Origin of the sequence: Flavobacterium sp. (assembly GCF_004211145.1) — a bacterium.
Classification (GTDB): Bacteria; Bacteroidota; Bacteroidia; order Flavobacteriales; family Flavobacteriaceae; genus Flavobacterium.
This window is the reverse complement of record NZ_SEBS01000001.1, coordinates 217,174-239,115: the sequence shown is the minus strand read 5'-3', so window position 1 is coordinate 239,115 and position 21,942 is coordinate 217,174. Positions and strand designations below refer to the sequence as shown.

The 21,942-nt window shown below is 48.0% G+C and carries 19 protein-coding genes and 1 tRNA gene; 10 read left to right on the top strand and 10 right to left on the bottom strand.

Annotated features, from left to right (window positions below):
- Positions 1-211, bottom strand: a 211-nt coding sequence (locus EOO50_RS00995; RefSeq protein WP_290837021.1) for an NAD(P)H-binding protein, incomplete at its 3' end; no start/stop codon positions are given.
- The gene (locus EOO50_RS17690) at positions 208-1,602 is read right to left on the bottom strand and encodes an ATP-binding protein (protein ID WP_363331691.1); all 1,395 of its coding nucleotides are present in this window, start codon (positions 1,600-1,602) and stop codon (positions 208-210) included. The genes EOO50_RS17690 and EOO50_RS00995, both read right to left, overlap by 4 nt.
- Positions 1,603-1,812: 210 nt before the next feature.
- On the opposite strand from EOO50_RS17690, the gene EOO50_RS00980 reads away from it, so the two are divergent.
- Both EOO50_RS00980 and EOO50_RS00975 read left to right on the top strand, forming a co-directional pair.
- Positions 1,813-4,527 carry a reprolysin-like metallopeptidase gene (locus EOO50_RS00980; RefSeq protein ID WP_290837019.1) on the top strand — a complete coding sequence of 905 codons (2,715 nt, stop codon included), beginning with the start codon at positions 1,813-1,815 and terminating at the stop codon, positions 4,525-4,527.
- Between the two features lie 140 nt (positions 4,528-4,667).
- Positions 4,668-5,882, top strand: a complete 1,215-nt coding sequence (locus EOO50_RS00975) for a T9SS type A sorting domain-containing protein (protein WP_290837017.1) — start codon at positions 4,668-4,670, stop codon at positions 5,880-5,882.
- Between the two features lie 314 nt (positions 5,883-6,196).
- Here EOO50_RS00975 and EOO50_RS00970 read toward each other — a convergent pair whose 3' ends face one another.
- Entirely contained in the window at positions 6,197-6,793 is a 597-nt protein-coding gene (locus EOO50_RS00970) for a hypothetical protein (RefSeq protein ID WP_290837015.1), read from the bottom strand.
- A 207-nt stretch (positions 6,794-7,000) separates the two neighbouring features.
- On the opposite strand from EOO50_RS00970, the gene EOO50_RS00965 reads away from it, so the two are divergent.
- Positions 7,001-7,864 (top strand): AraC family transcriptional regulator, encoded by an 864-nt coding sequence (locus EOO50_RS00965; RefSeq protein ID WP_290837013.1) that lies wholly within the window; start codon positions 7,001-7,003, stop codon positions 7,862-7,864.
- Positions 7,865-8,066: 202 nt separating this feature from the next.
- On the opposite strand, the gene pth is transcribed toward EOO50_RS00965, so the two are convergent.
- Entirely contained in the window at positions 8,067-8,687 is a 621-nt protein-coding gene (pth, locus tag EOO50_RS00960) for an aminoacyl-tRNA hydrolase (RefSeq protein WP_290837011.1), read from the bottom strand.
- A 176-nt stretch (positions 8,688-8,863) separates the two neighbouring features.
- On the opposite strand from pth, the gene EOO50_RS00955 reads away from it, so the two are divergent.
- Both EOO50_RS00955 and EOO50_RS00950 read left to right on the top strand, forming a co-directional pair.
- Positions 8,864-9,775, top strand: coding sequence for an alpha/beta hydrolase (locus EOO50_RS00955; protein ID WP_290837009.1), 912 nt, complete (start codon positions 8,864-8,866; stop codon positions 9,773-9,775).
- Between the two features lie 110 nt (positions 9,776-9,885).
- The gene (locus EOO50_RS00950) at positions 9,886-10,284 is read left to right on the top strand and encodes an SRPBCC family protein (RefSeq protein ID WP_290837007.1); all 399 of its coding nucleotides are present in this window, start codon (positions 9,886-9,888) and stop codon (positions 10,282-10,284) included.
- Between the two features lie 411 nt (positions 10,285-10,695).
- On the opposite strand, the gene EOO50_RS00945 is transcribed toward EOO50_RS00950, so the two are convergent.
- Positions 10,696-11,304, bottom strand: coding sequence for a 50S ribosomal protein L25/general stress protein Ctc (locus EOO50_RS00945; RefSeq protein ID WP_290837005.1), 609 nt, complete (start codon positions 11,302-11,304; stop codon positions 10,696-10,698).
- A 31-nt stretch (positions 11,305-11,335) separates the two neighbouring features.
- Positions 11,336-12,277, bottom strand: a complete 942-nt coding sequence (locus EOO50_RS00940; protein WP_290837003.1) for a ribose-phosphate pyrophosphokinase — start codon at positions 12,275-12,277, stop codon at positions 11,336-11,338.
- A 167-nt stretch (positions 12,278-12,444) separates the two neighbouring features.
- Between EOO50_RS00940 and EOO50_RS00935 the strand changes: the two genes are divergently transcribed.
- From EOO50_RS00935 to EOO50_RS00920, 4 genes are all read left to right on the top strand, one after another.
- Positions 12,445-12,524 (top strand) — tRNA-Leu (locus EOO50_RS00935).
- A gap of 257 nt (positions 12,525-12,781) precedes the next feature.
- The gene (locus EOO50_RS00930; protein WP_290837001.1) at positions 12,782-13,276 is read left to right on the top strand and encodes a DUF4142 domain-containing protein; all 495 of its coding nucleotides are present in this window, start codon (positions 12,782-12,784) and stop codon (positions 13,274-13,276) included.
- Between the two features lie 174 nt (positions 13,277-13,450).
- Positions 13,451-13,891 carry a hypothetical protein gene (locus EOO50_RS00925; protein ID WP_290836999.1) on the top strand — a complete coding sequence of 147 codons (441 nt, stop codon included), beginning with the start codon at positions 13,451-13,453 and terminating at the stop codon, positions 13,889-13,891.
- A 159-nt stretch (positions 13,892-14,050) separates the two neighbouring features.
- A complete protein-coding gene (locus EOO50_RS00920; protein ID WP_290836997.1) occupies positions 14,051-14,440 on the top strand; it encodes a nuclear transport factor 2 family protein in 390 nt (129 codons plus the stop codon).
- Between the two features lie 12 nt (positions 14,441-14,452).
- Here EOO50_RS00920 and EOO50_RS00915 read toward each other — a convergent pair whose 3' ends face one another.
- The 4 genes from EOO50_RS00915 to EOO50_RS00900 all read right to left on the bottom strand — a co-directional run bounded on the left by EOO50_RS00915 (position 14,453) and on the right by EOO50_RS00900 (position 19,575).
- Positions 14,453-14,947 carry a hypothetical protein gene (locus EOO50_RS00915; RefSeq protein ID WP_290836995.1) on the bottom strand — a complete coding sequence of 165 codons (495 nt, stop codon included), beginning with the start codon at positions 14,945-14,947 and terminating at the stop codon, positions 14,453-14,455.
- A gap of 6 nt (positions 14,948-14,953) precedes the next feature.
- The gene (locus EOO50_RS00910) at positions 14,954-16,894 is read right to left on the bottom strand and encodes a heavy metal translocating P-type ATPase (protein ID WP_290836993.1); all 1,941 of its coding nucleotides are present in this window, start codon (positions 16,892-16,894) and stop codon (positions 14,954-14,956) included.
- 81 nt (positions 16,895-16,975) lie between these two features.
- Positions 16,976-17,410, bottom strand: coding sequence for a DUF3828 domain-containing protein (locus tag EOO50_RS00905; protein ID WP_290836991.1), 435 nt, complete (start codon positions 17,408-17,410; stop codon positions 16,976-16,978).
- Positions 17,411-17,415: 5 nt separating this feature from the next.
- Complete coding sequence (locus EOO50_RS00900) at positions 17,416-19,575, bottom strand: glycoside hydrolase family 97 protein (RefSeq protein WP_290836989.1); 2,160 nt, start codon at positions 19,573-19,575, stop codon at positions 17,416-17,418.
- 281 nt (positions 19,576-19,856) lie between these two features.
- Here EOO50_RS00900 and EOO50_RS00895 point away from each other — a divergent pair, with 281 nt between their 5' ends.
- Complete coding sequence (locus tag EOO50_RS00895; protein WP_290836987.1) at positions 19,857-21,845, top strand: tail fiber domain-containing protein; 1,989 nt, start codon at positions 19,857-19,859, stop codon at positions 21,843-21,845.
- The last annotated feature ends 97 nt before the right edge of the window (positions 21,846-21,942 follow it).

The following is a 21,942-nucleotide window of genomic DNA, read 5'->3' as shown; positions in this document are numbered from 1 at the left end:
GGCTCAGGTACGTTGCCTCGCAGCCAGCCAGCGCAACAGGTAACGACTCCGGCTTTCTCAGATCACCAAAAACGACCTCAGCCGTTGGAAACAGGCGTTTGGCCTCCGCTACATGTCGGGCAATGATTCGCACTTTGTATCCAGCCGACAGCAACTCGTGGGTAACTGGTTGGCCCAACATGCCGGTAGCTTCGATGATGGCGATGGTCATGCGATGGGGAGAGTTACAATAAACTCGGTGAATTGGCTGGGTTCAGAGTGTAAATCAAGCGTGCCGCCGTGGCCTTTGGTAACGATATCGTAGCTAAGGCTCAGGCCCAGACCGGTACCTTTTCCAGTTGGCTTGGTGGTAAAGAAGGGTTGGAAGATCTTGCTACGTACCTCATCAGGAACGCCCGTGCCGTTATCATGTACCCGAACCTGTACCTTGTCGCCTACCCGTTCTGTGGTTACTGTCACCGTAGGCTGATACGTACTTTGGTTGTCGGCACTTCGCTGGTCAGCACTCCGCTGGGTACGTTCCTGAACCGCATGGAACGCGTTGATAAACAGATTCATCAAGACCCGACCAATGTCTTGCGGAATGGTGGCTACTGCGGGCAGATCTGGATTGAAGTGCGTAACAAGGCTTACCTCGAAGGTTTTTTCTTTGGCCCGAATACCGTGATACGCCAGCCGGAGGTATTCGTCGGTCAGGGCGTTCAGGTCGGTGGGTTCGCGTTGGCCGGTGCTGGCGCGGCTGTGTTGCAGCATGCCCTTCACAATACTGGCTGCCCGCTGCCCGTGGTGGCTAATCTTGCTGATATTCTGCTTGATGTCGCCAAGAATTTCTTTTTCCAGTTCAACATCACGCTCATCGGCGGGGCGCTCCTGCTCCTCTTCCAACTCCGTCAGCAGTTCGACCGACACCTCCGAAAAGTTATTGACAAAGTTGAGCGGATTCTGAATTTCATGGGCAATGCCCGCCGTCAGTTCGCCCAAACTGGCCATCTTCTCTTTCTGAATAAGTTGCTGCTGGGTAGTTTGCAGGTCGCGCAACGATCGGCTCAACTCGGCGGTCCGGTCGGCCACCTGGTGTTCCAATACCTCGTTCTGGCGAGCCAGTAGTTGTTGTTTTTCCTGCTCCTGAATAATTGACTGGGCCGACAGTTGCTCGACCTCAAAACCGTATTGCTGCCCGAACTCGATCAAGTCGTGTATCGTCGCGGTGCGGTTTCGCCCGAAGCGGTGATCGTGGCCGATGATGATTTTCTTGATGTTGAACTTTTCGACTAGGATCGTGCGCACGAATTCCTCGGCCGTAAGTCTCGAAAATTCCTTGTCGAACGGATGCACCACGAGATGTTGCAATCCGGCGGCTTCGAGCAGCGCAGCCTTTTCAGGCATCGTGTTGAGCAGTTTTATGTCGGAATCCGATTGCAATACCATTCTTGGATGCGGGAAAAACGTCAGGATCACGCTGTCGCAGTTTTCATCTTGCGACGATTGCAGCAAGCGCGAGATGATTTTCCGATGCCCGACGTGAACGCCGTCGAAAGTGCCCAGCGTAAGGATCGTTTTCCCCTCGTGATTGAAATCTTGTATGGAATCGAAAATTCTCAAATTGAAGTCTTTATTGCAAATGTAGCGGGAGTTTGTATGGCACGCAAACCTTCGTCGATTTTTGATGAACGGAAATTGACATCGGCGAGAAAACATATCCTCAGGATTTTATGTCAGAAATTACTAAAAAACAGCATTATAACCTTGTTTTTTTTCTATCTATTTCAAATCCAAACAAAAACCAATACATTTGGAAAAACTTATTATTCAATGAAAAAATCATTACTTTTTTTAGCATTGGCGCTTTCCGCAGGTACTTTGTCTGCACAAAAAGGATCGTCATGGCAAAAAGTTGGGTCGGATAAACTCACTGGTCGTCAAGTGGTCAGGGAAGACAACGTATCCGGAAGCCAACAGCTTTACCAGTTGAACCAAACAGAATTGCAACAAAAGCTTGCGGCCGCTACCGACAAATTTTCGGGCCAGGCTGGAATTGAAATCGCAATCCCCAATGCAAAAGGTCAACTTGAGCGTTTCCAGGTTTGGGAAAACTCGAACTTCGAACCTGAATTGCAGGCACAATTTCCTGAAATCCGCGCTTACGTCGGTAAAGGAATCACAGATCCGTCAGCATCTTTAAATTTCAGCGTTTCTCCGATCGGAGTACAAACTATGATTTTGAGAGCCGACCGCCGATCGGAATTCATCGAGCCTTACACAACTGATCACGGTGTTTACGTGGCTTACGAGCGCGCGACGAGATCAGTGGGAGCTTTGCCGTGGAACTGCGGTACTGAAGATGACCACACGCTCAACCAACGCCTCAGCAACGAGGTCGCTATGGCGAGTAACCAAAGCTACAAGACGATGCGTTTGGCGCTTTCTTGTACAGGTGAATACACGACGTATTTCGGCGCAACCCAAGCAGGCGCGCTTGCAGGGATGAACGCTACGATGACACGCGTGAACGGGATCAATGAAAAAGATTTGGCCATTCACCTTAATATCATCGCAGGAAATTTGGCTGTAATCTACACGAACGCGGCTACCGATCCATATTCAGACGCTGCCGTAGGTTCGGCAGGAACCTGGAATACTGAAGTGCAAAACACCTTGACTACCGTTCTTGGCAACGCGGCCTACGACATCGGGCATCTTTTTGGAGCGAGCGGTGGCGGCGGTAACGCGGGATGTATCGGATGCGTTTGCGTCGACGATACGGCCAGCACGACCGATAAGAACAAAGGAAGTGGATTTACATCTCCGGCTGACGGAATTCCGCAGGGAGATAATTTCGACGTCGACTTCGTTGTACACGAAATGGGTCACCAAATGGGAGCGAACCACACGTTCTCATACGCTATCGAAAGCGCGGGTGTAAACGTTGAACCGGGCAGTGGAACGAGCATCATGGCATACGCCGGCGTCGTTCCGACTGCGAACTTGAATATCCAACCGCATTCTGATCCGTATTTCACCTATAGAAGTATTTTGCAGATACAATCGAACATGGCAAGCAAACCATGTCCTATAAGCACGCCATTGGCAAACACGCCTCCGACAATCAACGCCGGAGCTGATTATTTGATCCCAAAAGGAACAGCGTTCATCTTGAAAGGAACAGGTTCTGATGCGCAAGGAGATTCGATCACATATTGTTGGGAACAAAACGATACGGGTACGGCTGCGACTACGGGCGCAAACAGTATCGCTTATCCTACGAAGCCTGCGGGACCAAACTTCAGATCATTCAACCCGACGGCGTCGCCTAACCGTTACATGCCTGCATTCGCGAGAGTATTGGAAGGCGACCTGACTTCGACTTGGGAAAGCGTATCGAACGTCGCAAGAGCGATGAACTTCACGCTTACGGGAAGAGACAGCAACAGCCCGACTACATCGCAAACGGCAACTGACGCGATGGTGGTCAATACATCGGCACTTGCCGGTCCATTCGCGGTTACCTATCCGAACACGACAAACGAAACTTGGACACAAAACACGCCAAAGACAATCACTTGGGATGTTGCGGGGACTAACGCAAACGGAATCAACACGGCTAACGTAAATATCCTGATTTCCATTGATAATGGAGCGACGTTCTCAACCCTTGTAGCCAATACTGCAAACGACGGTAATGAAGCAATCACGGTTCCGAACACTGCGGCGCCATATTGCCGTATCATGATCGAAGCTATCGGTAACATTTACTACGCGCTTTCAAAATCATTCTCTATCGGATATACGGTAACAGTTACGAATACATGTAACAACTATACGGCTACGCCAAACGCGGCAGTTGGAACAGGTGCGACAGGATTCTTCGGGTACGCTGTTGCAGTTCCTGATAGTTTCACGATCACCGATGCCAATCTTACCGTAAACATCACTCACCCGCGCGTGAACGACTTGAGAGTAGGTTTGGCAATACCTGGAAGCGGAACTGTAAACGCAATTGTTTATGACAGAAACTGTCCGGTTCTTGGAACTCCTGCAAACATGATCACTACATTCGATGATGAAGGTGTTGCTTTGTCTTGTGCTGGTCTTGCGGGCGGAAATTCCTACATTCCGACAACAAGCGCATTGAGCATACTCGACGGAATGAACTCTGCCGGAACATGGAATTTCGCCTTGGCCGATGCGGTAACGGGACAAACGGGAACGCTGAACAGTTTCACGCTGACGCTGTGTTCCACTACGACTACAGTAACGTTGGCAACCGAGGATTTCAACTTGCAGGAATTCAGCATCTATCCTAACCCAAACAACGGTAACTTCAACGTGAGATTCAATCCTGACGGAGCGAACGATGTGAAAATCAACATCCACGACATCCAGGGAAGAAGAATCTTCAACAAGGTTTATCCTGCGACAGGCGTCTTTGAAGAGAACCTTCAATTGCAATCGGTTCAATCAGGCGTGTACATCGTGACTGTTGAGAACGGAGGCAAAAAAGCGGTAAAACGCATCGTTGTCGAGTAATCAAAAACGTAGATTATAGAAAAAAGGGAGGCGAGAGCTTCCCTTTTTTATTTCGGTAATTTGCTGATATATAATAATAAATGCACCTAACTGTAACTTTCGATGTTTTTTTTGATAGATTTGTCGATGGAAACTGCTTTATGAAAAAACTCATACTCGCGCTTTTGATATTGGGATCGTCCTCGCTTTTCGCGCAACGGACGTGTAGCACCAATGCCAAGATCGAGCAACTGAAAGCAGAAGATCCGGGTTTTGCGTCGCGCCATAAAGTAATTTCACGTTACTTGAAAGATGTCAAGAACCTTCAAAAAAATAATTCTTCCCAAAATCCGAACGTAGTTACGATTCCAGTAGTGTTTCACGTGCTGTACAAAAACCAGACGCAGAACATAAGCGATGCGCAGATCAACTCGCAGCTCGCGGCCATGAACGAGGATTTCAGGAAGTGTAATCCGGATTTTTTAGACGTCGTTCCTGAAGCGTTTCAGGAATTCGGAGCCGACATGGAAATATGTTTCGCAAAGGCTACGATCACGCCAAGCGGAATGCCAACGAGCGGCATCACAAGAAAATCCGTTCCCGATGACTTCGTTTTCGACATCGAATATTACACGCCTGACGGCGAACCCGCTTGGGATACGTCGCATTACCTGAATATCTGGATCGGACGATTTCCACCCGGAATGTTGGGATTCGGAACGCCTCCGGCAGCTGCGGGAGAGAATTACGACGGCCTTTGCATTTCATATAAATATTTCGGGTGCAACGGAACCGCGCTCGCACCTTTCAATAAAGGAAGAACCGTTACGCACGAACTCGGCCATTATTTCGGCTTGAAACATACTTGGGGAGACGATAGTACAAGTTGTGGCGATTTGCAAAACGACGATGATGTCGCCGACACTCCGCCCGTAAACGATCCATATTTCGGATGCCCGACATATCCTGACAACAGCAACATGTGCGAACCTACCGAGGACGGCGCGATGTTCATGAACTTCATGGATTACGTCGACGATGCGTGCATGGCGTTTTTCACGCTCGATCAGAAAAGTCTCGTTCAGGCTACGGTAAATGGTCCGCGTGCGTCGTTGCTCGGTGTTAAGGAAACGTACGTGAACCGCGGCATTTCAATTTATCCGAATCCGGCCGATCGCTACTTCGACATAAAATCCGATTTGACGGCCGTGGATCGAGTCGAGATATACGACAACAACGGCCAACTCAAAAAGACCGTGAGGATTGAAAAGGGCGAGACCCGCGTATCGACCGAAAGCCTCGAAACAGGAATCTACTACTTGCGACTCTATGGTCAAGGAAAGTTCCTCAAGTCTGACAAACTCATCAAGAAATAAAAAAAGCCCTCTGTTTCGGAGGGTTTTTCATTTGTAGACCGAATCATTTCATATACACAAGACCAGCCGAATTTCGTTTGGGCATGAAATCAGATCGGACGAAAGAAGATCGGGCCGAAACCTATCACAACAGGCAGCGAAAAACAAAGTTCAGGTTGGGAGAAGCCTGGGCCGAAAATAGATTGAATACTTTGAAACATAAATCGCTACGTTCGACGTTACGGTTCGAAAAAGTTCCGCAATCCAACCAAACCTGTTGAGAAATAAAAAAAGCCCTCTGTTTCCGGAGGGCTTTTCAGTTGCTAACTTTAGGTTTAGTTTCCGACAGTAATCGTATCGGTAAATTGTTTGTTCGCGTAACGCGTCACGAAAGTGAACTCGCCCGTAGAAACTTGGTTGAAGTCGAACATCTTGACAAGGCTGATTTTAGCGTCGGTTCTTTCCGTGTACAACTCGACCCCGTTCTCGTCGAACAACGTGATCTCGATCGGCGTGTTGCGCTGATTGATGATGCTTAGGCTGACGCGACCGTTTTTATTTACGACCATCGGTTTTTTAACTTCGGCTTTCGCTTCTGAGATTTTAGCTTCGTTGTTTGAAACCGTAATCTCGTAAGTCGAAACCTTAGCAGCCGATTCCGCTTCAAGCGTGTAAGTTCCGTTCGGGAACGCGTTCAAGTCGTACTTGCGGTTGATCTGTCCGTTCGAATCCACTTTCTCACTGAACAAAAGTTCGTTGTTCGCAGCATATAGTGAAAGCGTGATGTCTTTTGCTTCAACGAGTGAGAAACTCACCGTTTTACCGTTTGTGCCCATTACACGTAAAGAAAAATCTGTAGTGTTGGCGAATGTAGAAAAGGCCATTGCGAAAAGCATTGCCATAACCAAACCGAATTTCATGAAATTTTTCATTGTCTTAAAGATTTAGGTTTATAATTCATTTAAAGTTCTATGATGTAAAAGTATAGGGTTAAAGTGTGCACGTTTAACAGCATATTTTCTAATTTATGTTCTGGATTAACATCGAACAAGGTTAAATTAAGGTTAAATGGTAATTTAGAATAGATTATGGTTAAATTTGCACAGGAAGCGCTTTTTTGAAGTGCGTAATTTTGTCATATGAAGCCCGCTTTAGAAGTCATAGAACCATCGTTCGGCAGTTCGTTCCATTATTCCCGGTTCGACGAGAACGCCAACGCGAAATCCCACGTTTGGCATTACCATCCCGAGGTCGAGTTGGTATATGTGAACGGCGGCTCGGGCAAGCGCCAGATCGGCAGCCACGTTTCCTATTATAATGACGGCGACTTGATTCTCATCGGCAGCAACCTTCCGCATTGCGGATTTACGGACGAAGCCACGGGCAATAAGAACGAAACCGTCATCCAAATGAAGCCCGACTTCTTGGGAAGCGCGTTCCAGGACCTGCCCGAAATGAAGAATCTTGGGCTGCTGTTCAACCAGGCGAAAGGCGGAATCGCATTCGGGCAAACCACCAAGAAAGCCGTCGGCGATCGCATCGAATCAATGGAAAAGCTGCCGCAGTTCGAACGCCTCATGTCGATGCTTTCCATTTTGAATGATTTACATCTCGCCCAGGATTTCAAGATATTGAACGCCGAAGGTTTCGCCCTGGAAACCCAGGTCCAGGACAACGACCGGATCAATTTGGTGTTCAACCACGTCAAGGACCATTTCCAAAACCCGATCACGCTCGAAGAAATGGCCGATTTGGTCAGCATGACCGTGCCGTCGTTCTGCCGCTACTTCAAGAAAGTCACGAACAAGACATTCACACGCTTCGTGAACGAATACCGCGTCGTGCATGCGTCGAAACTACTCGCCGAAAAATCGATCGGGATCACTGAAATCAGCTACGAAAGCGGCTTCAACAACTTCAGTTACTTCAATAAGACGTTCAAGGAATTGACGGGAAAAAGCGCGTCCCAGTACAGGCAGCAGTATCGTTCCGTCGTAAAATGATTTTTTGGGCGTTGCGCCGAATCAACTACAAATCTTTTTCAAGTGTCGGCGGCGCCGGGCTTTCGGCACTCGCTGTTTTTCCGCAGGCTACAAAACGAGCTCAGACAAAGCCTCGATCCCTAACGCGGCGTCCGGTTGCTGGAAAACGCGTAAACTTCAAATGAACTGAAATTCAATCTCCGGTCAAACCATCGATCGGCCATCACTTTCCGTTATATGAGGTCATCGTATTTTCGAGTCCGGCCGTTCCAAAAGACCTGATGATCTCACCCGACAATTCAAGACGTTCGGGCAATTTTGAATTCTCATCGTCGCTCCAGTCGCCCAAAACGTAATCGACCTGTTGCCCTTTCTTGAATTCGTCGCTGATCCCGAATCGGAAACGCGTATAATTTTGCGTGTTCAAAACCAGGTTGATGTTCTTGAGACCGTTGTGTCCGCCATCGGAACCTTTGGGTTTGATCCGGATCGTACCGAACGGCAAGTTCAAATCATCGGTGATCACAAGTAAATTCTCAAGCGGAATATTTTCCTTTTGCAACCAGTATTGCACGGCTTTCCCGCTCAGGTTCATGTATGTGTTCGGTTTGAGCAAGATGAACTTTCGGCCTTTGAAACTATATTCGGCAACCGCTCCGAGTTTTGCCGTCTCGAATTGCAAACCTTCTTTTCTCGCCAAAAAGTCGAGCACTTTAAACCCGATGTTGTGGCGCGTGTTCACATAATCGGCACCGATGTTTCCTAAGCCGGCAATCAGATATTTCTTCATAGGACCGAAATCGTCTTTTGTTTCTCGCGCGAAAAGTTTGGAGAAAAAGTTCATGGGTGCAAAATTAGGGAATTAGGGAATTGGAAAATTAGAAAATTAGCGGATAAGCGAATGGGAGTTTAGGAGATCGATCGCATTATTTGTTCGGCGACACGCATCATCCGCTAATCCGCTAATTTTCTAATCTACTAATCATTACTTTAGCGATCAATCACAATCAAATCACAATCATGAAATCAATTTTGTTATTCCTTGTAGGATTCGTCCCGTTTTTTGCAAGCGCCCAACTGCCGACGCAATTCCAGATCCTCAACAATTTGAAAATCGCCTACAAAATCACGTTATCCGAGAATCGAAAACCCAATGAACCCGTAATCGTATTCGAAAGCGGCTTGGGAATGGGCGGCGGAAACTTCGAAACCGTGTTCCAATACCTGCCCAAAGACGCGAGTTATTTCGTGTATGACAGGAACGGCCTGGGCGAATCCCAAATCGATCCGGCCGTGAAGACCGACAGCGATGTCGTTGACCAATTGCACACATTGCTTGTAAAGGCCAAGATAAAGCCGCCGTATTTGCTCGTCGGACATTCAATAGGTGGCGCGTTCGTTCGTTTGTTCGAGTCAAAATATCCCGATGAAGTGGCGGGAATGGTCTTTATCGATCCGACGGATTTCATGTTGTCGGATGTTGAGAATGCCGCTGCCACAAAGCAGTCCAAGAGCAAGATCGGTTATCGTGAACTTTGGCCGAAAATGCTTACCGACATTTCGCAGGACAAAAATACGCCCAATGGTCTGCGCGCGGAAGCCGAACGTGAATTGCGCGCGAGCGAACCTTTTTTCGCGGAATACCAAAACCTGAAACCGTTGGGCAACATTCCCGTCGCGGTTTTGATCGCGTACAACCGCCGCAGTGAAAAATTCGAGGAAGAGATGAACGCGAAACTTGGTCTGAGTGGGAAACCTTGGTTCAAGGCATTTGACGATCTGCGGATCGAACATTATTCGAAAATGATCGCAACCAACGATCGCAGTTTTTTGATGTTGTTGCCGCAGTATAGTCATGGCGTGCACAATCAGGATCCGGAATTGGTCGGAAATGTGATTTCGTATATTTTTGCGAAAGCGGACGTTAAATGATGTGTAACTAAATTTTGATGAGGATGAAATTCTTAACTTTATATGTGGCTGTTGTCCTGCTTTTTAGTTGCGACAGGGCCGAATCGAGGCATCAACTAAAAATCAATTCCATGATGACATTTGCAGCTAAGAATATCAGTGTTTCCATAAATAGGCCAAAGGATTCGGTTTACGAATTTGCATCGGATCCTGAGAATTTCCCGAAATGGTTGGCTTTCGTGAAATCGGTTAGAAAGAAAACGGATTTGGTTTGGGAAGCTGAAACCGACCTTGGAAAAATTGAGTTCGAACTCGTGCCGAAAAACGAATTCGGTGTTATCGACCAAGTCGTGACTTTACCCGATGGCACTAAAGTAGACAGCCATTTGCGTGTAATAGAGAACGGTTCGGGAACTGAGGTCGTATTTACGTTGTTTAGAACGCCAGGAAAAACCGAAAAGGAATTTGACGACGACGCGAGAGCGGTACAAACTGATCTGGAAACGCTAAAAATCAAATTGGAAAATTAGGAGATTGCTTTGCTGGTGTAGCTTTCCGTTTACGATCGTGGCGTTGCCGATTAGAAATTTCGTTACGATAAATTTGCCACCGCCACCCACCCACAAGTTCGCGCTGTTCCACACAACCCAGCTACACAAAAAACGCACATTATCCTAAAATCCACCGTCCTGAAATCCAACATCCCAAAACCACAAACACCACCCTAAACCACATTATCCTGAAACCACACATCACCCTTAAACCACGCACACCACCCAAAACCACACACCACCCCAAAATTAAAAGCCATCGCTCAAAACTTCCCAAACCTCAAACCATAAAAAAAGCCCCGACTTTCATCGAGGCTTTCCTTAAAAAAATATGATTTCGCAGTCTCGGCCAAGCCTTTAAGACGTCATGACCTTCGACGTTACGATTGCTTACTTTTTCTTCCCTTTTGCCGGAGCTTTTGCGGCTTTCGCAGCTTCCTGGGCAGCTTTCATAGCAGCACGTGAAATTCTCACTTGAGCTACAACAGTGTTGTCAGGGTGCAACAATTTGTATTTGTCGGCAGCCAATTTTGTAACGTACAATTTGTTACCCATTTCAAGTTCTGAAATGTCGGCATTCACAAAGTCAGGAAGATCGGCCGGAAGGGCTTTCACTTTCAATTTGCGAGTGTTCAAACGCAAAACACCACCACCAAGAACACCTGGAGACGTACCTGTAATTTTCACAGGAACTTCCATCGTGATCTCTTTCTTCTCGTTCAATTCGAAGAAGTCGATGTGAAGAATCTTGTCAGATACAGGGTGAACCTGGATATCCTGCAAGATTGCGTTGATAGATTTTCCACCAAGATCAAGCACGACAGTGTGTGCGTTCGGTGTGTAAACCAAGCTTTTGAAAGCTTTCTCTTCTGCTGAGAAATGCACTGGTTTGTCGCCGCCGTATACTACGCACGGAACCAATCCAGCATCACGTAGCGACCTTGTCGAAGACTTGCCTACGTTTTCTCTTTCTGATCCTTTAATCGTAATCGATTTCATTGATAAAAAAAATTATAGTTAATATTAAAATTTACATTACAAATTTGCCGCTGATCGACTTGTTCTCCTGAACCATTTTCATCACATCGGCGAAAAGGTTGGCACAGGTCACGACTTTAATCTTCGGCGACTGCTTTTTCAAAGGAATCGAATCGGTCACGATCAATTCAGTCAACTGAGAGTTCTCGATCTTCTCATACGCGCCACCTGAAAGGATAGCATGCGTACAAATCGCGCGAACGCTGAGCGCTCCTTTTTCGATCATCAGATCGGCAGCCTTTGCAAGCGTTCCTCCCGTATCGATCATATCATCGACCAAGATCACGTTTCGGCCTTTTACTTCCCCGATGAGTTCCATCGATTCGATAACATTCGCCGCCTTGCGTTGCTTATAACAAATCACCACATCCGAGTTCAAGAACTTGGAATAAGCGTAAGCACGTTTCGATCCACCCATGTCAGGCGATGCGATCGTAAGGTTTTCAAGCGCGAGGCTTCTCACATACGGCAAGAAGATCGTCGAGGCGAACAAATGGTCCACCGGTTTCTCAAAAAATCCCTGGATCTGGTCAGCGTGCAAATCCATCGTCATGATGCGTGTCGCTCCGGCGGCCTCGAGCAACTTGGCTACGAGTTTGGCTCCTATCGGAACACGCGGCTTGTCCTTGCGATCCTGGCGCGCCCATCCGAAGTAAGGGATTACAGCGGTGATGTGGCGGGCCGAGGCACGTTTCGCGGCGTCGATCATCAGCAAAAGTTCCATAAGGTTATCGGCGCTCGGAAACGTCGAACAGACGATAAACACGCGGATCCCGCGGATCGATTCCTCATACGACGGCTGGAATTCACCATCGCTGTATTCAGAGAACGTTACCTTGCCAAGCGGCGCACCATAAGCTTCGGCGATTTTCTCGGCCAAATAGGTGCTTTGCGTACACGCGAAAATCTTTGCTTCCGGTTCGTGATTTAGCATCGTTTAATGTGTTGTTAAGTAGTTAGTTGTGTGTGCGTTTCTTAAACGAGGTGCAAATTTAGGAATAAAATCGACAGTCGAAAGCATATTTTCTACAATTTTTTGGTTGGAATAAAGATTTCTTTTTACATTTGCACGCACAAAACGGTTACTACCTAATCAAAAATGCCCGGGTGGCGGAATTGGTAGACGCGCTGGTCTCAAACACCTGTGGGAAACCGTGCCGGTTCGAGCCCGGCCCCGGGTACAAAAGCTTCTCTTAATCGAGGAGCTTTTTTCATTTAAGGACGTTTGCTTTGACAATGAGACACGGGCTCAAACTTGCAAAGGTTGAGCCGGGTACAAAAGCTTCTCTTAATCGAGGAGCTTTTTTCATTTACTGAAGTTTGCTTCGGCGACAAGTTTTTTTTACTCAATGACTTCCAGAAACATACACGCGAAACCCGCAATCCTGTAACGTAATCCGCAACCGGAAACCGAACTTTATGACTCTAAAAAAAAGTCATGAAAGCAATCATCCTCACATTCGTTCTCGCCGTAACATTGGCGTTTACGGTAAAACCGACCGATCCAAAAGAAATCGCACGTTTCCTAACCGAGGCCGCCGACGCGCGCATGATGGATCGCGAAGAAGGCAAACTCGCCATCCAAAAAGGAACCACGAAAGACATACGCGACTACGGCGAATGGATGGTGAAAGACCAAACTGCGTTACTCGGCGAACTCGAAAAAGTGGCCGCAAAGAAAAACGTGATGTTGCCAAAAGCAATCAGCGACAAAAAGCAAAAGGCGCTCACCAAACTCAGTGAAAAAACCGGAGCCGATTTCGACAGGAAATTCCTAAGCATGATAAAAATCGACCACAAGCGCGACGTCAAGCAATTCAAAAAAGCCAGCAAATACAGCGACATCGACGTCATGCAATTCGCCACGGAATTTTTGCCCATGATCGAAAAACACTTATCGGGCGTAAAAGCGATCAAACAATCGATGAAGTAAATTTTTTGTGCGTTCCGGCGGCGAGGCAAAAGCTATTCGCATTTGCCTCGCCGCCGTCGGGCTATCCGCTCCAATCTTTTGTCGCGATTCGACAAGCTCATCGCGACAAAAGGATTTCTGCTGCTATCCCTAACGCGGACGAATCCCGATCACATTTTAGGTTAACTTTAAACCATGAAAACATTCCTATTTGCATGGAACGCCGAGAAATGGAAATGGCCGACTCTCAAAGATGACATTCTCGAACTCAGGCAAACCGGAATTTTCGTCGAGGATTGGAGTTGCGCGAGCCATAAATCGGTGAAGATCGGCGATGCGGCGTTTCTGATAAAACTCGGCAAAGAACCGCGCGGCATAATCGGTTCGGGCTTCGTATCGTCAGAACCATTTGAAGGCACGAACCACAGCGGCAAGCACAGGATTCGCGTGATGATCAACTTCGAAACGTTGCGCGACCCGTTCACGGAACGGATTCTCGACATGGAAACGCTGAATTCCGGAATTTTGTCGAAACAACATTGGTCCACGCAATCGTCGGGCATCTCCATAAAAAATGACGTCGCCGACGAACTCAAACAGGTCTGGAAAGAATTCCTGAGAACTTCCGCACGTTGATTAGCTGCATTATTGCGTTCAACGAATTGACTGAAAGATAGTTAAGTCGTCTTTGGATTAATTTTCTACTTTAGTGACACGCTAAAACAGGAATCATGAGAATCGCAATATTGTTATCGGTGTTTTTTATTTCAATTTCAGCTTTGGCCCAAAACGAATTTGAAACCGCCGGACTCAAAGCTAATCAAGGAGCTCGATTTGGCGCATGCAAAAGCGATTTTCGAAGGCAATTCGATTGCGTTGGACAGCTTGATGAGCGACGACATAACCGTAAATCATCCGACGAACCGAATCGTCAACGAGAAAAAAGAGTTGCTCGACCTGATCAAAAAAGGCACGATCCGCTACACCGAATTTTCGCGAACACCTGAAAAATTTCTATTCTACAAAGACATGGTCGTCGTCATGGGAAGCGAAATTGTCGTTCCTGCCGCGGGAGCGCCGAATGCGAAAAAAAGATTGTCGCGCCGTTACACGAACATTTGGATGAAAAATAATGTCGGTAGATGGCAACTGACGGTCAGGCACGCAAACAACACTTGTGATTAGCGCGACGCAAACTCAATAATGAAGACTGATTTCGCCGACACAAATGGCGCTCGCCAAAAAGTGTTCTTCCGAATATACCCAAAATCCAACAGAGCTGTTTTTCTTTCGTTCGATCCTCAAATCCATGCTGTCGTTTCCTGCCTTCAAGACGATTTTGACTTTATCGTCGAACGTATGTCCGATGGACCTTGGTTTTCTGATACCTTTAAATGGATAAATTAGAAAAGGGTCGACTTTCCCGTCCGCGATGATTTCGAATCCTGGTTTACTCGAAAAGATCTTTATCTCGTCACGAATAAGTTGGTTTTCATACGAGTGAAGCAGGAACGTAACCAAGACGCCGAATATCGTGGCGATCAACGAAGGAAAACCCAATTTGGAACGCTTCAATCCGCCGATCAAACTTCCTCGCTTCATACTTGAGACCGCGATTATTGAAAAAGAAACGGCCGAAAAAACCGTTATCGCGAAAATTATCAAAATCGAAATTTCTATTGCGTCGATCATCGGAACCTAAAGTTTCATGCGCTGGATCCGGACCGCGTTCAAGATCGCGAGCAACGCGACTCCGACATCGGCGATCACGGCTTCCCATAAATTCGCAACGCCGCTCGCGCCCAGAGCCAGAACCGCAACTTTCACGGCCATTGCCAATATTATATTTTGCCAAACCACATTGCGCGTGATTTTCCCGACTTTGATAGCCGAGACGATTTTTGAAGGTTGGTCGTTCTGGATTACGATGTCAGCGGTTTCGATCGTCGCGTCGCTGCCCAGTCCGCCCATTGCGATTCCGGCGTCGGCTAACGCAACTACGGGCGCATCGTTGATTCCGTCGCCCACGAACGCGATTTTCTTGCCCGCGTCCTTGAGTTCCTGGACTCTTTCGACTTTTCCTTCAGGCAATAAATTCCCGAAAGCCGAATCGATCGAGAGTAATTTCGCCACTTCGTCCACGACGGCTTGCTTGTCGCCTGAAAGCATGACGGTTTTTATGCCGAGCGCGTGCATTTCGGCTATCGCTTTTTTGGCGTCCGATTTTATCTGGTCGGCGATCACGATATGGCCCGCGTATTTTTTATCGATCGCGACCACGACCAACGTAAACGCGATGTTATCGATTTCCTTTGGATAGTCGATCCCGAATTTCTGAAGCAACTTCACGTTTCCGGCCAAAACTTCGCGTCCACCGACTTCGCCTCGCAAACCGTGTCCCGCGATTTCCTCGACTTTCGAAACCGATTTGTCCGATATGGTTTCGCGTCCCGCTTTTTCGATGATCGCAAGCCCGATCGGATGCGTCGAATGGCTTTCGATCGCGGCTGTGGTTTCCAGGAGTTCCTGTTCTGAAATTCCGTTCGACTTGATTTCCTGCACCTTGAAAACGCCTTCGGTAAGCGTTCCCGTTTTGTCCATCACGACCGTGTCGATCCTGGTCATCACGTCGAGGAAGTTCGAACCCTTGAACAAAATTCCGTTTCTCGACGCCAATCCGATTCCTCCGAAGTAGCCGAGCGGGATCGACACGACGAGCGCGCAAGGACAACTGATGACCAAGAAGACCAACGCGCGGTAAAACCATTCGCGGAACTCATAGTCGGCCACAAAAAAATAAGGTGCGACGCAAACCAGCAGCGCCAACGCGAAAACGATCGGCGTGTAGATTTTAGCGAATCGGCTGATGAACAATTGCGTTTGGGATTTCCGGGCCGTCGCGTCCTGAACCATTTCGAGGATGCGGCTTAGTTTGCTGTCGGCGAATTTGGCCGTGACTTTTACTTGAGCGACAGTATTGAGGTTGATCATTCCGGCGTAGATCGGTTCGCCCGCGCTTTTTTGGTCGGGCTGGCTTTCTCCTGTTAATGCAGCGGTGTTGAACGATGCTTTCTCCGACGCTAATTCTCCGTCGAGCGCGACTTTTTCTCCGGGTTTGATTTCGATGATTTCACCGATTTCGACTTCGCTCGGGTGCACGTTCTCGGTTTTCCCGTCTCGCTTCACGCCAACCGATTCGGGCCTGATGTCGAGTAACGCCTTTATGCTGCGTTTGGCGCGGTTCACGGCTTCGTCCTGGAACCATTCCCCGATGGAATAAAATGCCATTACGGCGACGCCTTCACTATATGACCCGATCGCGAACGCGCCGATAGTCGCCACGCTCATCAAAAAGAACTCGTTGAAAAAGTCGAACCTGATCGCTTTTCGATACGCGAGGTACAAAACGTTGTAACCCGCGAGCAGATACGCGATCGAATACATGACAAGATTTATCGGAAACTTAGGTAGGATTGAAAATCCATATTCGGCGGTGAGTAAGATGAACAAGATCGCGATCGCCAATAGCAACGCCCAATGGCCTTTCCAACCTGAAGATTCACCCGAATGGTCGTGATCATGATCATGGTCGTCGTGATCGTGATCGTCTTCTTGCGGTTTGCAGCAGGTTTTTGACATTGATTTTATTTGGTTCAAATTACAAAATCCCACTAAAATTCCGTGTTAAAAAAGCCCCATCGTTTTGAAGGGGCTTTTGTATCAATCGGTTTTGATGTCGTCGATCTTGAATTTTCCATTTTCCTTGGCGACAACCGGTCGGATCAGCGCTTGGTCGTCCTCGAAATTCATGTCGTACGTGACGCGGAAAACATTGAACGTCGCCGATGGCTCGATCTTGAGCGACTTGAGCCATTCGATGTCGTAATCCTGGGCGCTCACGAAGATGTCGTAGTCGGTTTCGCCGCCGGCTTGTTGGGCCGCAAGTTGTTTGAGGAACTTCGCCGTGCAATACTTTTTCTTGATTGCGTCGACTTCTTTTTCGTCGATCGGGGTTTTGGAATTCGCGATTATATATTCGGTGTAGAACGATTTGAGCATCGCGATTTTCGTTTGCTGATCGTCGGTTTTCTTTTGGGCCGAAGCCGAGAATACAACTGTCAACAAAAGGAAAAGTGCAGTTAGATTTCGGGTCATGTCGATTACAGCTTTTTGAGTCCTTTAGAAGTTTCAGCCGTCGCAGGGAAAACCGAAATGGCGTAACCGCCGCCCGGAGCGACCATTTGCGACAATTTCGATTTGCTGGTCACGAGTACTTTCGTAATCGTGTACGCCTGTGGATTCGTCTTGTAATGCGCGTCCTTGGCATCGGCGTAAATCGTAGCGACGTAGGTTTTGCCTTTGTCGAGGAAGTCGAAGTTGATCTTTGAAGTCCTGGTTTCGTTTCCGCCGACGCTTCCGATGAACCAGTCCTGTTTTCCCTTGGCCTTGCGCGCAGCCGTGATGTATTGTCCGGGCTCGGCTTCGAGGTATTTGCTTTCGTCCCAATCGATCGCGACGTCCTTTATGAACTGGAACGCGTCGAGGAAACGGTTGTAGTTTTCAGGCAGATCGGCGGCCATTTGCAAAGGCGAATACAGCGTTACGTAGAGCGCGAGTTGGTTGGCTATCGTCGCGTTCACGTGCGAATGGTTGTCGGGATTCAATTTCGTTAAATCCATTTCGAAGATTCCCGGCGTGTAATCCATCGGGCCGCCAAGCAAACGCGTGAACGGAAGCAGCGTCACGTGGTTCGGTTTTGATCCGCCGAACGATTGGTATTCGGTTCCTCGGGCGGCTTCGTTTCCGATTAGGTTGGGATACGTCCTGCAAATTCCCGTCGGACGCACCGCTTCATGAGCGTTCACCATGATCTTGTAATCGGCGGCTTTCTCGATCGCATATTGGTAATGGTTCACGATCCATTGGCTGTAATGGTTTTCACCTCTTGGCAAAATATCGCCCACATAGCCTGATTTCACGGCATCGTAACCGTTGTCTTTCATGAATTGGTACGCTTTGTCCATGTGTCGTTCGTAATTCCTGACCGACGAAGACGTCTCGTGGTGCATGATCATTTTCACGCCTTTCGACGCCGCGTATCGGTGCAATTCCTTGACATCGTAATCCGGATAAGGCGTCACGAAATCGAAAACGTAATCTTTTGAATGTCCGAACCAATCTTCCCAACCTTGGTTCCAGCCTTCGACGAGAACGCCTCCGAATCCGTGTTTCGCGGCGAAGTCGATGTACTCTTTGACGTGAGCCGTGTTCGCACCGTGGCGGCCGTTCGGTTTTGCTTTGCTATAATCGGTTACGCCGAGTTGCACCGCGGGAATCTCGTCAGTATAAGCCCAAGATGACTTGTTCGTGATCATTTCCCACCAAACACCGACATATTTTACAGGCTTGATCCAAGACGTATCGTCGATTTTACACGGTTCGTTGAGGTTCAATGTTATTTTCGACGCCACGATATCGCGTGCATCGTCGCTGACCATGATCGTTCTCCAAGGTGAAGTCGATGGCGCCTGGATGTAACCTTTGTCACCTTTGGCATCGGGAGTGAGCCAAGATTCGAACGTCAAGGTTTTCGGGTCGAGGTTCAAATGCATGCACGAATAATTGATGAGCGCGGCTTCGTGAAGGTTGATGTACAAGCCGTCGGCCGATTTCATCATGAGCGAGGTTTGGACGCCTGTGTCTGAAAACGATGTCTGCGACAAATTCGCCGTCACCGACTTTTTCATGAGCGGTTCGATTTCGCTCAATTTCGACGTCGTGAAATCATACTCCTGGGTGTCGTAATCTCCGGGAATCCAAAACGCCGTGTGGTCGCCTGCCATCGCGAATTGGGTTTTTTCTTCCTTGATTACGAAATACGTTAGGTTTTTTTGTTGTGGGAATTCATATCGGAAACCCAAGCCGTCGTCGAACAAACGAAAACGCACGATCATCAAACGCTCGGTTCCAGATTGCTTCAACGTCACGGCGAGCTCGTTGTAATGGTTGCGGATGTTCGCCACTTCGCCCCAAACGGGTTTCCAGGTTTCATCGAAAGTTGCCGTTTTCGTATCGGAAACCGTGAAATCGTTGAGTAGGGATTTCGGGTTTTTATCGTCCTTTTGAACCTTTAGGTCAAGACCCAATTTACTTGGCTTGATGACAGGTTTGTTTTTATGGTTCAAAGTATACGACGGAACGCCGCCTTGAAGCAGCGAAAAATTCATCGTCAAATTGCCGTTGGGCGACTTCAATTGTTGCGCTGCGAGCTGGCTTACCGAAGCTAAAAGCACGAACGCGAGGAAATAAATTTTCTTCATTTTGATGTAGAGGTTTTGCAGAAAGCCAAAGGTAAATAAAAACGCGAAAGGGCGATTGTTTACCGTCGATTTCATTCGGCTGCAATTCGTCGATAAAATGCTGTTCGTCGTCGGAATCGCAATTGCTTTAAGATTTCTTTACCAAAATTTCTTACGGAAAACCTCAAATTCACCGACAAAAAATGGATTTTTGACGAATAAAACGTCTTGAATGACAGATTCTTATAAAACTTTATAAATTTGGCATATCAAACATTACAGAGTCCCAATCTGCTTTTTTTATGATGAATCGAATTTGTATTACGCTTGCACTGATACTTTGTGCGATAGTGAACGCCCAGGTAGGCATCGGTACGACTACGCCGAATGCGCAGCTGGAGATCGCTGCTTCGAATCCGTCAGCGCCTTCAAGCACTGACGGTATACTGATTCCAAGAATTAACGTGTTTCCCTCAATTAATCCATCGGTTTCCCAGGATGGCATGCTCGTCTATTTGGCTGTAGGGTCGGGTTCGAGCCTTCCGGGATTTTATTACTGGAACAACGCCGCCGGAATTTGGATCAACCTGAGCAGTTTTAAAGGTTGGGACACGAGCGGGAACGCCAACGCCATGAGCGGGACGAACTTCATCGGGACCGTAAACGCCCAGGACATTGATTTCAGGACGAACAATACGTTACACTTACGCCTTTCGCAAAAAGGCCAAATCGGGATTTACAACAGCGGCCAATCGATATTCATAGGCGAAGAAGCCGGCCAAAACGACGATTTGACGAACAATGTCAACACATTCATCGGTACGCGATCGGGTTTTTCGAATACGAGCGGAGCCGCGAACGTCGCGATGGGTTATCACTCGCTTTTTGCAAACACCGTCGGGTTTTCGAATTCGGCCATAGGGAACAATTCAATGGAATTCAATACGATCGGGAGTTGCAATACGGCTACGGGTTGGTTCGCTTTGAACGCGAATACGTCGGGAAACAACAATACCGCTCTTGGTTATCGGGCGCTTTACGCGGGATCGACGGCGTCTTGGAACACGGCAATCGGCGCGAACGCATTGAAAAATACAACGACCGGAGAAAGCAATGTCGCGTTGGGATCGGGAGCGTTGACTACCAATACATCGGGAAACGGAAATACCGCAACGGGAACGAATTCCCTGGTCTCGAACACGATCGGCTCGGGAAATACTGCGGTCGGCGCCGCATCGTTGCATGACAACATCGACGGCATTGGGAATACGGCCGTAGGAAGTTCCACGCTTTATTATACGACGTCGGGTTCACAAAATACCGCGATCGGCGCATCGGCCTTGATCGACAATAAAACGGGAAGCGGGAACGTCGCCTCAGGCGCTTTCGCAATCAGGAAAAACGTCACGGGAATCAACAATACCGCGATGGGGCGATACGCACTTACCGCCAATATGGACGGAAACAGCAACACCGCATCGGGCGCGAATGCGTTGGGATCGAACGTCTCGGGAAACAATAATACGATTTCAGGCATCCTGGCCGCCGTTTTCAATATTTCCGGAAGCAACAATACGGCTTCAGGTGCGTCGGCACTTTACAGCAGTAACGGAAGCGGGAACTCGGCATTCGGAACAGGCGCCCTGATCACGAATACGGTCGGGAACAATAATACGGCTGTCGGGAATACCGCAAATACATCAACCGGAATAATCAGCAATGCGACCGCGATTGGGAATGCCGCTATCGTGAATTTGTCCGATAAGGTCCGATTCGGAAATGCCGCGGTAACAGTGATCGAAGGCCAGGTTCCATATTTCAATCCATCGGATGCCCGGTTCAAGTTCAACGTGAAGCAAAACGTCCCCGGGCTCGATTTCATCATGAAGCTGAAGCCGGTCACATACAATTTCGACACGCGTAAATTCCAGCAATATCTGTCGCAAAATATTCCTGATAGTTTGAAAACCGATGTGAAAGGAAATGCGTTCGACAAATCGTCGGGCATCGTCCGCACAGGATTTTTGGCGCAGGACATCGAAAAAGCCGCGAATGAATTGGGTTATGATTTCGATGGGCTTCACATTCCCGACGCGTCGAATCCAACCGACAATTACAGCGTCGCGTACAGCCAGTTCATCATGCCGCTCGTGAAATCGGTTCAGGAGCAACAGGGCGAAATCGAGGCGTTGCGCAAAGAAAATGTGGCACTCAAGGCCGAATCTGAAAAGCGCAAAAAGCAAATGGAAGCCTTTGAAGAACGACTTTCAAGACTCGAATCGAAGAACTAACTAAAAACGTTATTGACATAAGAATCCTCTTCCGATCGAAGGGGATTTTTTTGTGATGTAGGTCACAGGCCGTGTCTTGCGTTTCGGGCGAACTTTG

What these genes read in the sequence shown, in the direction of transcription:
- EOO50_RS00965 (WP_290837013.1), top strand. Translation starts at nt 7,001, where the DNA reads ATGAAGCCCGCTTTAGAAGTCATAGAACCATCGTTCGGCAGTTCGTTC.
- EOO50_RS00910 (WP_290836993.1), bottom strand. Translation starts at nt 16,894, where the DNA reads ATGTCAAAAACCTGCTGCAAACCGCAAGAAGACGATCACGATCACGAC.
- EOO50_RS00945 (WP_290837005.1), bottom strand. Translation starts at nt 11,304, where the DNA reads ATGAAATCGATTACGATTAAAGGATCAGAAAGAGAAAACGTAGGCAAG.
- EOO50_RS00975 (WP_290837017.1), top strand. Translation starts at nt 4,668, where the DNA reads ATGAAAAAACTCATACTCGCGCTTTTGATATTGGGATCGTCCTCGCTT.
- EOO50_RS00915 (WP_290836995.1), bottom strand. Translation starts at nt 14,947, where the DNA reads ATGATCGACGCAATAGAAATTTCGATTTTGATAATTTTCGCGATAACG.
- EOO50_RS00950 (WP_290837007.1), top strand. Translation starts at nt 9,886, where the DNA reads ATGATGACATTTGCAGCTAAGAATATCAGTGTTTCCATAAATAGGCCA.
- EOO50_RS00895 (WP_290836987.1), top strand. Translation starts at nt 19,857, where the DNA reads ATGATGAATCGAATTTGTATTACGCTTGCACTGATACTTTGTGCGATA.
- EOO50_RS00925 (WP_290836999.1), top strand. Translation starts at nt 13,451, where the DNA reads ATGAAAACATTCCTATTTGCATGGAACGCCGAGAAATGGAAATGGCCG.
- EOO50_RS00900 (WP_290836989.1), bottom strand. Translation starts at nt 19,575, where the DNA reads ATGAAGAAAATTTATTTCCTCGCGTTCGTGCTTTTAGCTTCGGTAAGC.
- EOO50_RS00980 (WP_290837019.1), top strand. Translation starts at nt 1,813, where the DNA reads ATGAAAAAATCATTACTTTTTTTAGCATTGGCGCTTTCCGCAGGTACT.
- EOO50_RS00955 (WP_290837009.1), top strand. Translation starts at nt 8,864, where the DNA reads ATGAAATCAATTTTGTTATTCCTTGTAGGATTCGTCCCGTTTTTTGCA.
- EOO50_RS00970 (WP_290837015.1), bottom strand. Translation starts at nt 6,793, where the DNA reads ATGAAAAATTTCATGAAATTCGGTTTGGTTATGGCAATGCTTTTCGCA.
- pth (WP_290837011.1), bottom strand. Translation starts at nt 8,687, where the DNA reads ATGAACTTTTTCTCCAAACTTTTCGCGCGAGAAACAAAAGACGATTTC.
- EOO50_RS00930 (WP_290837001.1), top strand. Translation starts at nt 12,782, where the DNA reads ATGAAAGCAATCATCCTCACATTCGTTCTCGCCGTAACATTGGCGTTT.
- EOO50_RS00940 (WP_290837003.1), bottom strand. Translation starts at nt 12,277, where the DNA reads ATGCTAAATCACGAACCGGAAGCAAAGATTTTCGCGTGTACGCAAAGC.
- EOO50_RS00905 (WP_290836991.1), bottom strand. Translation starts at nt 17,410, where the DNA reads ATGACCCGAAATCTAACTGCACTTTTCCTTTTGTTGACAGTTGTATTC.